The 12,270-nt window shown below is 67.5% G+C and carries 13 protein-coding genes; 7 read left to right on the forward strand and 6 right to left on the reverse strand.

The window, feature by feature from the left end:
* Nucleotides 1-84: 84 nt before the first annotated feature.
* Genes fabI through HWN72_RS16795 form a run of 3 tightly spaced genes read right to left on the reverse strand, consistent with a single transcriptional unit; the run spans nucleotide 85 to nucleotide 2,776 of the window.
* The gene (gene fabI / locus HWN72_RS16785) at nucleotides 85-888 is read right to left on the reverse strand and encodes an enoyl-ACP reductase FabI (protein WP_008829650.1); all 804 of its coding nucleotides are present in this window, start codon (nucleotides 886-888) and stop codon (nucleotides 85-87) included.
* Nucleotides 889-909: 21 nt separating this feature from the next.
* Complete coding sequence (locus tag HWN72_RS16790) at nucleotides 910-1,851, reverse strand: YihY/virulence factor BrkB family protein (protein ID WP_036525593.1); 942 nt, start codon at nucleotides 1,849-1,851, stop codon at nucleotides 910-912.
* Nucleotides 1,841-2,776, reverse strand: coding sequence for a DnaJ C-terminal domain-containing protein (locus HWN72_RS16795; protein ID WP_036525592.1), 936 nt, complete (start codon nucleotides 2,774-2,776; stop codon nucleotides 1,841-1,843). The genes HWN72_RS16790 and HWN72_RS16795 overlap by 11 nt, the downstream gene beginning before the upstream one ends.
* Nucleotides 2,777-2,946: 170 nt before the next feature.
* Between HWN72_RS16795 and pdxH the strand changes: the two genes are divergently transcribed.
* The 3 genes from pdxH (at nucleotide 2,947) to HWN72_RS16810 (ending at nucleotide 6,193) form a co-directional block, all read left to right on the forward strand.
* Nucleotides 2,947-3,570, forward strand: coding sequence for a pyridoxamine 5'-phosphate oxidase (gene pdxH / locus HWN72_RS16800; protein ID WP_211150766.1), 624 nt, complete (start codon nucleotides 2,947-2,949; stop codon nucleotides 3,568-3,570).
* The gene (locus HWN72_RS16805; RefSeq protein WP_036525591.1) at nucleotides 3,567-4,502 is read left to right on the forward strand and encodes a cation diffusion facilitator family transporter; all 936 of its coding nucleotides are present in this window, start codon (nucleotides 3,567-3,569) and stop codon (nucleotides 4,500-4,502) included. Before pdxH ends, HWN72_RS16805 begins: the two co-directional genes overlap by 4 nt.
* 128 nt (nucleotides 4,503-4,630) lie before the next feature.
* A complete protein-coding gene (locus HWN72_RS16810) occupies nucleotides 4,631-6,193 on the forward strand; it encodes a PQQ-binding-like beta-propeller repeat protein (protein WP_008829655.1) in 1,563 nt (520 codons plus the stop codon).
* A gap of 39 nt (nucleotides 6,194-6,232) precedes the next feature.
* On the opposite strand, the gene HWN72_RS16815 is transcribed toward HWN72_RS16810, so the two are convergent.
* The gene (locus HWN72_RS16815) at nucleotides 6,233-6,700 is read right to left on the reverse strand and encodes a hypothetical protein (RefSeq protein WP_211150767.1); all 468 of its coding nucleotides are present in this window, start codon (nucleotides 6,698-6,700) and stop codon (nucleotides 6,233-6,235) included.
* Nucleotides 6,701-7,134: 434 nt separating this feature from the next.
* Here HWN72_RS16815 and HWN72_RS16820 point away from each other — a divergent pair, with 434 nt between their 5' ends.
* Nucleotides 7,135-8,127, forward strand: a complete 993-nt coding sequence (locus HWN72_RS16820) for an adenosine kinase (RefSeq protein ID WP_008830882.1) — start codon at nucleotides 7,135-7,137, stop codon at nucleotides 8,125-8,127.
* Between the two features lie 13 nt (nucleotides 8,128-8,140).
* Nucleotides 8,141-8,662: a hypothetical protein gene (locus HWN72_RS16825; RefSeq protein WP_008830883.1), complete on the forward strand. Its 522-nt coding sequence runs from the start codon at nucleotides 8,141-8,143 to the stop codon at nucleotides 8,660-8,662.
* 104 nt (nucleotides 8,663-8,766) lie between these two features.
* Here the strand turns inward: HWN72_RS16825 and HWN72_RS16830 are convergent, their stop codons facing one another.
* Together HWN72_RS16830 and purD are read right to left on the reverse strand one after the other, a co-directional pair.
* Nucleotides 8,767-9,252 (reverse strand): hypothetical protein, encoded by a 486-nt coding sequence (locus tag HWN72_RS16830; protein WP_008830884.1) that lies wholly within the window; start codon nucleotides 9,250-9,252, stop codon nucleotides 8,767-8,769.
* Entirely contained in the window at nucleotides 9,245-10,528 is a 1,284-nt protein-coding gene (gene purD / locus HWN72_RS16835; protein WP_211150768.1) for a phosphoribosylamine--glycine ligase, read from the reverse strand. Before purD ends, HWN72_RS16830 begins: the two co-directional genes overlap by 8 nt.
* A 5-nt stretch (nucleotides 10,529-10,533) precedes the next feature.
* On the opposite strand from purD, the gene xseA reads away from it, so the two are divergent.
* The gene (gene xseA / locus HWN72_RS16840) at nucleotides 10,534-12,033 is read left to right on the forward strand and encodes an exodeoxyribonuclease VII large subunit (RefSeq protein WP_211150769.1); all 1,500 of its coding nucleotides are present in this window, start codon (nucleotides 10,534-10,536) and stop codon (nucleotides 12,031-12,033) included.
* Between the two features lie 27 nt (nucleotides 12,034-12,060).
* On the forward strand, nucleotides 12,061-12,264 hold the full coding sequence (locus tag HWN72_RS16845) for a DUF2093 domain-containing protein (RefSeq protein ID WP_211150770.1): 204 nt from the start codon (nucleotides 12,061-12,063) through the stop codon (nucleotides 12,262-12,264).
* The last annotated feature ends 6 nt before the right edge of the window (nucleotides 12,265-12,270 follow it).

The following is a 12,270-nucleotide window of genomic DNA, read 5'->3' on the forward strand; positions in this document are numbered from 1 at the left end:
CCGGATCAAGTCCGGGACGACGAAAATGGAAAAGGCCGGAGCATCAGCTCCGGCCTTTTGTACTTCGGCAGTTCGAGAAGGCCCTCAGACCAGCGCGATATCCGGCGCGTCTTCCTGCTTCATGCCGACGAGGTGGTAACCCGAGTCCACATGATGCGTCTCGCCGGTCACGCCCGAGGACAAGTCCGACAGGAAGTACAGGCCCGAGCCGCCCACGTCCTCGATCGTGGTGTTGCGGCGCAGCGGCGAGTTCAGCTCGTTCCACTTGAGGATGTAGCGGAAGTCGCCGATGCCGCTGGCGGCCAGCGTCTTGATCGGGCCGGCCGAGATCGCATTGACGCGGATGCCTTGCGGGCCGAGGTCGTTGGCGAGGTACTTCACCGAGGCCTCGAGCGCCGCCTTGGCCACGCCCATGACGTTGTAGTGCGGCACGACCTTCTCGGCGCCGTAGTACGTCAGCGTCAGGATCGAGCCGCCATTCGGCATCATCGCCATCGCGCGCTTGGTCACGGCGACCAGCGAGTAGGCCGAGATGTTCATCGTCATCAGGAAGTTGTCGAGGCTGGTGTCGACATACTTGCCGCGCAGCTCGTTCTTGTCCGAGAAGCCGATGGCGTGGACCACGAAGTCGATCGTCTCCCAGCGCTCCGCCAGAGTGGCGAAGGCGGTGTCGATCGCGTCCATGTTCGACACGTCGCAGTCGATGAGGAAATCGGAGCCGAGGCTTTCCGCCAGCGGCCTCACCCGCTTGGCCAGCGCCTCGCCCTGATAGGCGAAGGCCAGTTCGGCCCCCTGTTCGTGCAGCTTCTTCGCGATACCCCAGGCCAGCGACTTGTCGTTGGCGAGGCCCATGATGAGCCCCCTCTTGCCGTGCATCAGACCGGTCATTCGTTTCTTCCTGTAACCACTTTAATCGTTGGGCCCGTTCGCCGGGCCGGAACCCGCGCCGAATTCCACGGGGACACCTGTACCCTCGTTCGCCTGCGCGAGCGCCGCGTTCAACTCCGCGCCTATGACCATCCCTAAGCCGACAAGCCAGAAAAAGAAAAGCGCGATCATCACTCCGGCGAGGCTTCCGTACGTCAAATCGTACATGAGGAAACTCTGCAACACTTTCGGCAGCGCCCAGGCGACCAGCAGCCACCATAGCGTGACGAACGCCGCTCCGGGCCATTTGCGGTAGCGCCGCTTCTGGTATGCCGAAGGGGTGAGCAGATAGAACAGCAGATAGATCGAGACGAAAATGCCGCCTCCGCTCATCGCCGTAGTGAGCGCCATTTGCTCGGAAAGCGTATCGAGCCGGGGGAACAGCGTCGCCAGCACCGTCTCGGCGGTCGAGAGCAGCACTTGCGAGGACAGCGAGATCAGCAGCAGCAGCACCGAGCCGAAGATCACCGCGCTCGACACCAGCCGGGATCGCCAGAAGCGGTGGCGCTTCTTCGCGTCGTAGGCGCGGTGGAGAATGTCGCGGATGGTCTCGATCAGGCTGCCAGAGGTCCACATGCCCAGGAACCCGCCGATCCACAGCAGCCAGCCGTGCCGGGCGGCGGCGACGTCGTGGGCCACCGGGCGCAGCACGTCGCCCACGCGCGGAGGCAGGGCGCGCAGGATGGTGTCGATCGAGGCGCCCATCTGGTCCTGCTCGCCCAGCGCCGAGAGGATCGCGGCCAGCGCGATGAAGAAGGGGAACAGCGACAGCAGGCTCATGTAGGCAAGGTTGCCCGCATGGATGAACCCGTCGTCCCAGGTGCCCGAGACGACGCGGCCCATTACGCGGAAGGTCCGGGTGCCCGGTCCCGCCTTGCGCCGCAGCTTCCTGCTCAGCGCTTCATGGTCAGGATCAGACGCCAAACTTCCCGCGCACGTCGCGGCTGTCATGCCAGCCTTCGAGGCGGGCGGCGAGGTCTGCATCGCCCTCGGGCAGCGTGATCTGCAGGGTGATCAACTGGTCGCCGCGCGTGCCGTCCTTGCGCGTCATCCCGCGTCCCTTGAGACGCAGCGCCTTGCCCGAGCTGGAGCCCGCCGGAACCGAGAGCATCACCGCTCCCGAAGGCGTCGGCGCCTTGACCTTGGCGCCGAGCAGCGCTTCGTCCAGCGTGATCGGCAGGTCGAGGCGCAAGTCGTCACCGTCGCGCCGGAAGAAGGCGTGCGGCTGGATGTGGACGGTGACGGTGGCATCGCCATTGCCGCCGGGGCCGGGCTCGCCCTTGCCCGCAAGGCGCATCTGGGTGCCGTCCTCGACGCCCGCGGGCAGCTTGAGGTCGATGGTCTTGCCGTCGGACAGGGTGATGCGCTGGGGCTTCAGTTCCGCCGCGTCGGTCAGCGGCACGGCAAGGCGGTAGTTCACGTTGGCGCCCTTGGGCGCGGCGCGGCCCCGGCCGCCTCCCATGCCGCCCATCCCGGCGCGGCCGCCGCCACCGAAGATGCCGCCGAAGATGTCTTCGAGGTCGATCCCTTCCTCGGCGCCGAAACCGCCGCCGAAGCCGCGCTGGCCGCCGGGTCCGCCGCCATAGCCGCCTCCGCCGAAGCCGCCGCCGAAGGGGCTGGCCGGGTTGCCCTCGGCGTCGATCTCGCCCCGGTCGAACTGGGCGCGCTTGGTCTTGTCGGACAGCAGGTCGTAGGCGCGCGTCACGTCGTTGAAGCGCGCGGCCGCCGCCGGGTTGTCCTTGTTGGTGTCGGGGTGGAGTTCCTTCGCCAGCTTGCGGTAGGCGGACTTGATGTCCTTTTCGCTCGCACCGCGGGGCACGCCAAGGGTGGTATAGGGATCTGCTGCCATGATGCCCCTAGCTAGGTTGCGTGGCGGGTTTGGACAAGCGCTCTCGCAGGTTGCGCGGAACGTTTGCGTTCCCTAGTTCGCACAGGAGACTTGTCCGCGATCAAGGCCATCTCCCGTGCAACCGGGCATCCGCGCAAGGGTTCCCATCTCGAAACGCAGGAATTCGCACAGTGACCATAGCGCATCCTTCCGAAACCGACGCCCGCGAGGTTATCCCGCATGGCGATCCCTTCGCGCTGTTCACGCAGTGGTACGATGAAGCGCGCGAAACGGAACCCAACGATTCCAACGCAATGGCACTCGCCACCGCGACGCCGGACGGCCAGCCCTCGGTGCGCATGGTGCTGCTCAAGGGCTACGACAGCTCCGGCTTCGTGTTCTACACCAATGGCCACAGCCGCAAGGGGCAGGAGATCGCCGCCAACCCCCATGTCGCGCTGCTGTTCCACTGGAAGAGCCTGCGCCGCCAGATCCGCATCGAAGGCACCCTTTCGCCCGTCAGCGAGGCCGAGGCCGAGGCCTATTTCCATTCGCGCGCCCGCGATTCGCAGCTGGGCGCCGTGGCGTCCGACCAGTCCGCCCCGCTCGATTCGCGTGAAACCTTCCTCGCTCGTTATGAGGACGTGCGTGCCCGCTTCGAGGGCGGCGAGGTCGAGCGTCCCGCGCACTGGGGCGGCTGGCGCGTGCGCCCGCAGGCGATGGAGTTCTGGCACGACCGCCCCTATCGCCTCCACGAGCGCCGCCGCTTCGCGCACGGCCCGGAAGGCTGGGCCAGTTCGCTGCTCTATCCGTGAGCGACGCCTCGGCCTCTTGGGGCGCTCTGAACCGCAGCGCAGCCTTCGCCAGCATCGGCGCGGCAACGTTGCTGATCGCGATCAAGGGCTGGGCGGCATGGTCCACCGGCTCCACCGCGATGCTGGGGAGCCTGGCCGACACCGCGCTCGACCTTGTCGCCAGCGTGGCGACCTTGCTGGGCGTGTGGATCGCCGCGCACCCGCCCGACGACAAGCACCGCTTCGGTCATGGCAAGGCAGAAGCGATCGCGGCGCTGTTCCAGATCGTGCTGATCTCGATCTCGGCGCTGGGCATCGCCGCGCGCGCGGTGGAGGATTTCTTCGCGGGCGCAAGGGTCGAGGCGGCGGGCACCGGCATCGGCGTCTCGCTAGCGGCGATCGTTGTGACGTTCGCGCTGATCGCCTGGCAGCGCCATGTGATCCGCCGGACCGGCAGCCTCGCGATCGCGACCGACAGCGTGCATTACCAGTCGGACCTGCTGCTCAACGTCGCGGTGATCGCGGCGCTGGTGATCGACCAGTACCTCGGCGTTTCGGGCGCGGACCCATTGTTCGGCCTCGGCATCGCGCTGTGGCTGGCCTGGGGCGCCTGGAAGGCGTCCGAGGAGGTGCTCGACCAACTGATGGACCACGAGTGGCCTGCCGAAAAGAAGCAGCGCTTCCTCGAAGTGCTCGCCCGCAATCCCGACATCACCGGCGTCCACGACTTGCGCACGCGCACGTCGGGTAACCGCGATTTCGTGCAGTTCCACGTCTGGGTCGACGCGAACATGACCGTGCGCGAGGCGCATAAGGTGATGGATGCGCTGGAAGCGCGGCTGAAGGCGGAATTTCCCGGCACCGAGATCCTGATCCACCCGGACCCCGAAGGACTGGTCGACGAGGCCGGCGATGCGGGTCTGGACGTGCTGCCGCCGATCCGGGTGGGGTGAGGAGCACAGGAACGGGAGGTTTTTGCGTCTGTCCCGCCTGTTATTACAACTCGTTCATTACCTTGTATTTTCGGATTTTCTGATGCACCCGATGACCGCCTGCAACCCGCAGGCGGACGGGGGATTTCATGAAGATCGTGTACTGGGGCGCGGCGATTGCTGCGGCCGCCATGGTGGGTGCGTGCGGCGGTGACGATGGCAATGGCAACGGAGGCCCTCCGCCCCTGGCGACGTTGAACGTCACGATGGCAGCCCCGACGCTGAACGTCAGCTCCGCCGAAGGCCAGACCGGCCATTTCGAGATCGGCGCCAGCTACACCGGATCGTCTTCGGGCAATGTCGTGGCCGACGTGAAGTTCTCCGACCGGCGCTTCGCCCTCGATGGTGCGCCGGTCGCCGCGGGGCAGGGCTACACCGTGAAGTTCGCCACCGTCGATCTTCCGGCGGGCGGCAAGACCTCTACCGAGGTGACCTTCCGCCTCTGCACCGATGCGACATGCGGGACCGTCTATCCGGGTTCTACTCAGACCTTCACCGTCAACCTCGACGTGCCGCTGCAGGCGTGGGGCACCTTCCAGCGCAACGGTGCGCATACCGGCTATGTGCCGGTGAATTACAAGGTCGCGGACTTCGTGAAGGCCTGGGAATACGCGGGGCAGTCGATCCAGGCCCCGGCCGCGACGGCCGACATGGTGGCTATTACGACCGTCGAGCCGTCGACCGGCGGGACCTGGCAGTATCGGGGCACGGTGCGCGGCCTCAATGCTGCGGACGGCGCCGAGAAGTGGAACTACGATCTGGGCTCGCAGATCTACGCCTCCGGCTATCTCAGCGGGCCTGCGATCTCCGACGGGCTGGTGCACGTGACCTCAATGGAGAGTTCGAGCGGCACGAACCCGCAATGGGTGTTCGACCTCGCTACCGGCGCGTTCAAGCAGCAGATGCACTTCGCGTCGCAATGGTCGACATTCAACCAGCCGGTCGCTTCGGCGGGCTCCGTCTACATGTCGGCGGGGTACTACGGCAACGTCGTCTACGGCTTCGATGCCTTGTCCGGCGCCAAGCGCTGGGAGACGTTCGGGAGCTACGGCGTGTGGGCGGGAGAAAGCCCGGCGGTCGATGACAACTATGTCTATTACTATTCGGGCCGCGCGCTGGACGTCATCGACCGGGGCACCGGCGTACTCGTGCGCAGCGTCGCCGATTCCGGATACCAGCAGCAGAGCTACGACTGGTTCAGCGCGCCGGTCCTGGGATCGGGCGGCAAGGTCTTTCTCTATTCGGCGAACCGGACATTCTATACGGCCAGCCAGCTGATCGCGCTGGACCTGAATACCGAGACGACATCGTGGCGCTCGATCGCGCGGTACACGACGGCCTTCGCCTATGCCGGCGATACGATCTACGCCGTGCGGGACGATGCCCACGTGCTGAGCGCGATCAATGCGGCAACGGGCGAGGTCAAGTGGTCGACTTCGATTCCCACTTCGGACACGTTCGCGGGCAATGTCGTGGCCACCGGAAGCCATGTCTTCGTCTCGACCGAGAATGAGACCTGGGCGATCGACCTCAAGGATGCCGGGCACAAGATCGTCTGGACGGCGCCGACCGGCGGCCGTCTGGCGATCACGCCGGGCAATCTGCTGCTGACGGCGCAGCGTGCCAAGCTGACCGCCTACAAGCTGTTCTGAGCGGGCATGGGCCGATGGGCGTTTTTTGCCCGTCGGCCCTTACTTGCCCCTCAGCGCCGCGACGCAGGCGGCCCGGTCCACGTTCTGCCCGTCCGAGGAACGCCGCGTTTCCACGTACGTGGCGTGCGGCTCCTTCGAGCTGGTGCTGGGATAGAGGAACACGTCGAGCACGCAGGCGGTGCCGGTGAACTGCAGCTTGCGCGCGTCGCCTTCCCACACGTCCAGGCGGGGCTCCCCGAACATGCGGGTGAGCTGGCCCTGGTTGGCGCCGATCACGCCTTCGAGGCCCGGCGCCATCTGCACGGCGGCGTCGCGCGGTGCGGCGCGGGTCGGCTGGCGGGTGACGGGGACGCCCTTGATCCGTTTGCCGGGTGGCGGCGCGGGCGTGCTCGCCACGTTGCCGCCGGTCGATGAACAGGCCGACAGGGCAAGCGCCAGCGCAGCCGCACCAAGCGGAAGAAGGAAGCGGGGCTGCAGGGGAACTCTCCCGGAAGACGTAGTGCTCATGATTGCAGGCGGCATCGCCCGAGGGCGCGGCCGAGTCAACGGGCCATCGCCCGAAGCCCATGCGCCTGCGGGGAACGGCGGGTTTCCTACAGACGCGGCGGCGGGGTATTCTGGTGCCATGTTCCGGATCACCCGTTTCCCAGACCTGTCAACTTGCGCCGCGCGCAAGGTTACACTTTGCGCCTGCAAGGTGACACATCGCCTGCACAAGGTGACACCTTTGCGGCACAAGGTGACACATCAGGGCTTACAAGGTGACACTTTCGGGCCCGAAATGGCTCAAAATCGCCGCAAGGTGACACCTTTTCCCTCTGGACCGTGTCAACCGTGTAAACCTGCGTCACCTTGCAGCGCATCCGGCCGCGCGCTAGTCGCTCGGGCAATCGAAATTCCCGGACCTGTTTCCGGCCTCCACTGAAGGACTTACCCACCCCATGACGCAACCCCGTCTGGACGTCATCGCCATCGGCAACGCCATCATCGACGTCATCGGCAACTGCTCGGACGCGCAGATCGAGGAACTCGGCCTGGTGCGCGGCGGCATGCAGCTGATCGACGGCGATCAGGCCCGCACCCTCTATGACGCGATGGGCCCGGCCCGCGAAGTCTCGGGCGGGTCGGCCGCCAACACGCTGGCGGGCCTCGCCGCGCTGGGCGCCAAGTGCGGCTTCATCGGCCAGGTCGCGGACGATCAGCTGGGCGAGGTCTTCACCCATGACATCCGCGCCGGCGGCATCGAGTTCGACGTTCCCGCCCGCGCCGGCGAGACGCCGACCGCGCGTTGCCTGATCTTCGTCACCGCCGATGGCCAGCGCACGATGAACACCTTCCTCGGCGCCTCGCACCTGCTGTCCGCCGACATGGTGGCCGACGCGACGATCGCCGAGGCGGCCGTGCTCTACCTCGAAGGCTACCTGTGGGACCCGGTCGAGCCGCGCGCGGCGATGCGCAAGGCGATCGCGGCGGCGCGCGCCGCCGGCCGCAAGATCGCCTTCACGCCGTCGGAATCGTTCATCATCGATATGCACCGCGGCGATTTCCTGTCGCTGATCGACGATGGCCTGATCGACCTCCTCTTCTGCAACGAGACCGAGCTGGCGACGCTGACCGGCCTGTCTTCGTTCGAGGACGGCATCGCGATGCTGGCGGCCAAGGTTGCGGTGCTGGTCGTCACCAAGGGCGCCGAGGGCGCCGTGGCGCTCTCGGGCGGCGAGCGTGCCGAAGTTGCCGCGCAGCCGATCGAGCGCGTGGTCGACACCACCGGCGCCGGCGATCTGTTCGCGGCGGGCTTCCTCTACGGCCACGTGCGCGGCAAGGGGCTTGAGGAAAGCCTCAAGATGGGCGCAATCTGCGCGAGCGAGATCATCTCGCACTACGGCGCGCGTCCTGAGTGTGACCTCGCGGACTTCGTCGCTGCACGTATGTAAGGAGAGACCCGGTTTGAGCTGTCCCGCGCTGATCGACTTCGAAGCGAGCTGCCTGCCCGAATATGGGCAGTCCTATCCCATCGAAGTCGCGGTGGCGCGGATCGACGGCTCGAACCGGGCCTGGCTCATCAAACCTGCCGAGGTCTGGCGCTACTGGGACTGGTCGGACGAGGCGGAACAGCTTCACGGCATCACCCGGCAGATGCTCGACGACGAGGGCCTGCCACCCGCGCAGGTTCTGGCGGAAATGACCGAGTTCGTGGCCGGGTGCCCGGTCTATGCGGACGCCGATCTCGACGAATTCTGGCTCGAAGTGCTGTGTCAGGCGGTGGGGGCGAAGCTGCCGTTTCCGGTGCACTACCTCGGCGAGTTCCTCAAGGACGGCGGCTATTCGCGCCCGCAGGTGGTCGCCGCGCTGGAAGAGGCGAAGCGCCTGCTGCCCAAGGAACATCTGGCGCGCGAGGATGCCAAGCGGCTGGCGATGGTGGTCAAGCTGCTGGTGGACGGCGAGGTGGAACCGTCGTCCCGGACTTGATCCGGGACCGGTGGCTGTCTTTAGGCTAGCGCCATCGCCGAGGCGCCTTGACGATGGCAAGGCTGTTCACGACCAGCGGACCCAGCATTCGCTGGGACGACGTTTTATTGCCCGCCCCGCTGCGCGCTCTGCAATTGCGCTGCGCACTGCGCCTTCCTCTGATCCCGCGCCGCTGACAGCGACTGCGCCGCCTGCGAAGGCAGCGCGCAGTCCTGCGCCGGGCGGATCGGGTGCTTGGCGAGGCAGCCGCTGCGGGTGCTGAACAGGTCGTCGGCGCAGTCGTCGAAGGCGGCCTGGTCGGCGTCGTGCATCGCCTGGCACGCCTGCGTCCAGCGCTGACGATAGGCACTTTCGGAGGAATCGGTGCACTGTCCGTAGGCTGCCTGCGCCTCCTGTTCACGCCGGGCGCGTTCGGCCAGCGCGCGCGATTGCTCGGCGGCCCTGGACTGCTTCTCCGCCATCGCGAGCGTCTGCTGGTGGATGTCCTGCGCGGGCAGGTAGATGCCATAGTAATACCCCACGCCCGCCCCGCCCATCAGGGCGCCGAGCGCGAGGCACAGCTTCAGGATCGGGTCGGCGTGCTTAAGCATGGCTCTTTTCGCGCGCCACTTCGCGCCAGCCGATGTCGCGGCGGGTGAAGCCGGTGGAGAAGTCGATGACATCGACGGCAGCATACGCCTTGGCCTGCGCCTCGGTCACGCTGCCCGCACGGGCGGTGACTGCCAGCACGCGCCCGCCGCTGGCGACTAGTTCGCCGTCCTTCAGCGCGGTGCCCGCGTGGAAGACTTTGGCGCCCTCCGCCTCGGCTTCGGCCACGTTGCGGATCGCGCCGCCCTTGGCCGGGGTGCCGGGATAGCCGTCGGCGGCCATCACCACCGTCAGCGCGACGTCGTCGGAGAAGCGCGGCGGCTCGATCGCGGCAAGGCGGTTCTCGGCGCAGGCGTGGAGCAGTTCGACGAGGTCCGATTCGAGCCGCATCATGATGACCTGGCATTCCGGGTCGCCGAAGCGGCAGTTGTACTCGATCAGCTGCGGCCCCTTGGCGGTCAGCATCAGGCCGAGGAACAGGACGCCGGAATAGGGCATGCCCTCGTTGGCGAGGGTGCGCACGGTCGGCGCGATGATCTTCGTCATCGCCTCGGCCTGCAGTTCGGGGGTGAGCACCTTGGCCGGGCTGTAGGCGCCCATGCCGCCGGTGTTGGGGCCGGTATCGCCGTCGCCGACGCGCTTGTGGTCCTGCGCCGAGGCGAAGGGGACGATGGTGGAGCCGTCGGTCAGCGCGAAGAAGCTGGCTTCCTCGCCCTCGAGGAATTCCTCGATCACCGCTTCCGCGCCTGCTTCACCGAAGCGCCCGGCGAAGATGTCGCGTAACGCGGCTTCGGCCTCGTCCATGGTCATCGCCACGGTGACGCCCTTGCCGGCGGCAAGACCATCGGCCTTGATGACGACGGGGGCGCCGAACTTCGCCAGTGCGGCCATTGCGGCCGCTTCGCTGGAGACGCGCTCGTAGCCGCCGGTCGGGATATTGGCGCGGGCGCACAAGTCCTTGGTAAAGCCCTTGGAGCCTTCGAGCTGCGCCGCTGCCTTGCTGGGGCCGAACACCGCGAAGCCCTCACCCCGCAGCGAGTCGGCAAGGCCGTCCACCAGCGGCGCCTCGGGGCCGATGACGACGAGGCCGATGACGTTCGCCTCGCAGAAGGCCAGCACGGCGGCGTGGTCGGTCGCGTCGAGGTCGATGCACGTCGCGAGGTTCGAAATGCCGGGGTTGCCGGGGGCGGCCCACAGGGTATCGCAGCGCGGGGATTGCGCCAGCTTCCAGGCCAGCGCATGTTCGCGGCCGCCCGAGCCCAGTAGCAGGATGTTCATTTCCCGTGCCTTCCGATCAATTCTACGACGATGATTACAACGACGGTCGTTCGGGGGGGCTGGTAGCGAAGGAGTCGGCCGGGGACAACGCCGCGCCGCTCTCGATCAGCGAGATTTCGAATCTCCTCAAGCGCACGGTGGAGGACCGCTTCGGCTTCGTGCGCCTGCGCGGCGAACTGTCGGGCGTGAAGCGCGCGGCCTCCGGGCACCTTTACTGCGCGCTCAAGGACGACAAAGCGGTGATCGACGGGGTGATGTGGAAAGGCGGCGCCCAGCGCCTTGCCTTCCGCCCCGAGGACGGCGTCGAGGTCATCGCCACCGGCAAGCTGACGACCTATCCCGGCCGCTCGAAGTACCAGATCGTCATCGAGACGATGGAGATCGCGGGCGAAGGCGCGCTGCTGGCGCTGCTCGAAAAACTGCGCGCCCGCCTCGCCGCCGAGGGCCTGTTCGCACCCGAGCGCAAGCGCGCGCTGCCCTACCTGCCGCAAGTCATCGGCGTGGTGACCTCGCCCACCGGCGCGGTGATCCGCGACATCCTCCACCGCCTTGCCGACCGCTTCCCCAGCCGGGTGCTGGTCTGGCCGGTGCTGGTGCAGGGCGAGGGCGCGGCGGCGCAAGTGGCGAATGCGGTGCGCGGCTTCTCGGCCATCCAGCCCGGCGGGTCGGTTCCCCGCCCCGACCTCGTCATCGTCGCGCGCGGCGGTGGTTCGATCGAGGACTTGTGGAGCTTCAACGAGGAGATCGTCGTGCGCGCCGTCGCCGATTCGACGATCCCCGTGATCTCAGCGGTCGGGCACGAGACCGACACGACTTTGTGCGACCATGCCGCCGACCGCCGCGCGCCGACGCCCACTGCCGCAGCCGAGATGGCGGTGCCGGTGCGTGCCGAGCTGGTGAACCAGATCGATGAGATGGGCTTGCGGATGCGCCGCTGCGCGCTGCGCCCCGTCGCGCTCGGCCGCGAGCGGCTGGAGGCGCGCGTCCAGCGCCTGCCCAAGCCCGAGGCGATCCTCGCCGCCAAGGCCCAGAAGCTGGACGAACTCTCCGAACGCCTGCGCCGGGGCCTGCAGGACCGGGCCACCACCAAAGGCCGTGCGCTGCAACAGGTCGCGGGCCGTCTGTCGCTGCCGCTGCTGCGGCACCGCGTGCAGGTCTGCGACGAGCGGCTGGTGCGCATCGGTTTGACGCCGCGCCTGCTGGAACGACGCTGGGCGCTGGCGCGCGACGCGCTCGCCCCGGTCAACCGGGTGCTGCCGCAGCTTGACCCGCGCCTGCCCCTCCAGCGCGGTTATGCGCTGGTGAAGTCGCCCTCCGGGGCCGCGCTGACAACGCGCGAGGCGGCGGAGCGCGAAGGCAATCTGGTGATCGAGTTCCGCGACGGCGAACTGCCGGTCACGACGGGCGACGGCGCTCCTTCCGTCACTGCGCCCGTCAAGCCCGCGCGACCGGCCCCGGCCCCGCGACAGTCTTCGGGCTTGTCGCGACAGGGTGATTTGTTCTGAGGCGGCGGCTCTGCTAGGATCATGGCCATGTTGATGTCCTCCGCAGACCGCCCCGCCAAGCTCGCTTACGGCCCGAACGGCTTTCGCGTGCTCAGCCCGGGCCACTACGTCGCGTGCGCCGTGACCGGCGAGCAGATTTCGCTCGAGACCCTCCGCTACTGGAGTGTCGAGCGCCAGGAAGCCTACGCGACCGCCGAGATCGCGACGAAACGTCTCCTCGGACAGGTCTGAGCCCGC

Origin of the sequence: Novosphingobium sp. HR1a (genome assembly GCF_015594425.1) — a bacterium.
Lineage (GTDB): Bacteria > Pseudomonadota > Alphaproteobacteria > Sphingomonadales > Sphingomonadaceae > Novosphingobium > Novosphingobium resinovorum_A.